This window comes from Mesorhizobium sp. M7A.F.Ca.CA.004.04.2.1, from assembly GCF_004022825.1.
Taxonomy (GTDB): Bacteria; Pseudomonadota; Alphaproteobacteria; order Rhizobiales; family Rhizobiaceae; genus Mesorhizobium.
In genome coordinates, this window is the sequence record NZ_RZPH01001030.1 from 1 (window position 1) to 2066 (window position 2066).

At 59.8% G+C, this 2066-nt stretch carries 2 protein-coding genes and 1 pseudogene; all 3 read left to right on the forward strand.

The window, feature by feature from the left end:
• Window positions 1–36 precede the first annotated feature (36 nt).
• The gene (locus EN893_RS30785; RefSeq protein WP_023810520.1) at window positions 37–714 is read left to right on the forward strand and encodes a DUF1345 domain-containing protein; all 678 of its coding nucleotides are present in this window, start codon (window positions 37–39) and stop codon (window positions 712–714) included.
• Window positions 715–811: 97 nt separating this feature from the next.
• Window positions 812–1690, forward strand: a complete 879-nt coding sequence (locus EN893_RS30790; RefSeq protein WP_127270742.1) for a cytochrome b/b6 domain-containing protein — start codon at window positions 812–814, stop codon at window positions 1688–1690.
• A 1-nt stretch (window position 1691) separates the two neighbouring features.
• A pseudogene (locus tag EN893_RS30795) lies at window positions 1692–2066 on the forward strand (molybdopterin oxidoreductase); the annotation flags it as partial.

Genomic DNA, 2066 nt, shown 5'->3' on the forward strand with positions numbered 1-2066 from the left:
ACTAGAAACCGAGCGCCATTCAAGGTTGGAACCGACATGGCTGCCGAAACCCCGGTGAAGTCTCCCATTCAGCGCCACATGTTGTTCGCTGTGTCGGCCTGCGTTGGCGTTTTTGCGCTTCTCGTGGCGTTGCTGCTGCACGCCCCGCTTGCCTATTCGATCGGCGCCAACGCGTTCTTTGCCGCTTATGTCATTCTCGTCGTCGCCCAGATGCCGAAGTTCACCGGCAGGTATCTGAGCAGGAATGCGCGTGCCACGGACCAGCCGGTGCTGGTCATCTTCGCTGTGACGCTTGTCGTCGTCGGCGTTGCCGTTATCTCATTGTTCCTACTGATCAATCAGAAGGACAGAAGCCATCCCGTCGAGCTCACCTTCGCGCTGCTGTCGATCCCGCTCGGCTGGTTCACCATTCATGCCATGGCAGCGCTCCATTATGCTCATGTCTACTGGATGGACGGCGATGCTGTGGATGCCGAGACCAGGAAGAAAATCCCTGTCGGCGGACTGCTGTTCCCGGGCGACAAACGGCCGGAGGGCTGGGACTTCCTGTACTTCTCGACGGTGATCGGCATGACGGCACAGACCGCCGATACCAACATCTCGACCACGCATATGCGTCGTGTCGTGCTTGTCCATTCGATCCTGTCGTTTTTCTTCAACACGGTCATCGTCGCCGCCGCCGTCAATCTCGCCGTCAGCCTGGGCGGTCCGTAATAAATCCGTGATCGGATGAAACATCGGTTTGGATCGCGACGTATCAGGAGGACAATGAACGCGCAGGCCATGCCGCGAGGCCGGGAGACGAAAGACGATGGAATCCGTTGCCAGAAGCCAATCCGCCGCCGATCCAGGCGCTTCGGCGTCGAACGACAAAACGCTGATCTACCGGCAGTCGCGCTGGACACGGCTGACGCATTGGCTTTGGGCTATCTCGTTGTTCTTCATGCTGCTGTCAGGCCTGCAGATCTTCAATGCCCGTCCGCAGCTCTATATCGGCAAAGAATCGGGCTTCGAATACAACAACACCATCTTCGCCATCGGCGCCGAGAATTCCGATGCGGGTCCGCGCGGCTACACGGAAATCTTTGGGCATCGCTTCGACACCACTGGCGTGCTCGGCTGGTCGGGTCCGGCCGGCCAGGAGACGTCCCGCGCCTTTCCCTCCTGGGCGACCATCCCATCCTACTATGATCTCGGCACCGCGCGCGTCATCCATTTCTTCTTTGCCTGGATACTGGCCACGACGTTGATCGTCTGGTTTGTCGCCAGCACCGTGAACGGCCATCTGCGGCGCGATCTCGCGCCACGCCTCGACGATTTGAAACGATTGCCGCAAGACATCGTTGACCACGCCAAGCTCAAATTCCACCACACGCGCGAATACAACACGCTGCAGAAGATGGCCTATGGCGGGGTGCTGTTCGTGCTGTTGCCGCTGATGATCATCACCGGTCTGGCCATGTCGCCGAGCATGAATTCGGTGCTGCCGTTCCTCAACGATCTGCTCGGTGGCCGGCAGACGGCACGCACCATCCATTTCACCGTCATGGTGCTATTGGTCGCCTTCTTCGTCGTCCATATCCTGATGATCCTGGCCGCCGGCCCGATCAACGAACTGCGCTCGATCATCACCGGCTGGTATCGGACAGATCCTCCCGCACAGGACGATACAGCCGAGAGGAGTGCCTGACATGGCAAAATTCCAGATCAGCCGCCGCAAATTCCTGACCGGTGCCAGTCTTGGCGTCTCCGGCATCATGCTGTCGGGCTGCGACGCCTTCGACAGTCAGCTAGGTGTTGGCAGCGGCCTGCGCAGTTTCCTCGAAAACGCCAATGGCCTGACCTACCGCGCACAGCGGCTGCTTGCCGGAAGTGACGCGCTGGCCCCGGAATTCACCGAGGCCGACATCCGCCAGCCGCAGCGGCCGAATGGTGTCACCGCTCCCGATGACGATGTCTACAAGGGCTTGCTCGCCAACAACTTTGCCGACTGGCGACTGGAGGTTTCAGGCCTTGTCGAGAAGCCGCTATCGCTCAGCCGCGAGCAACTCCAGAATATGCCGAGC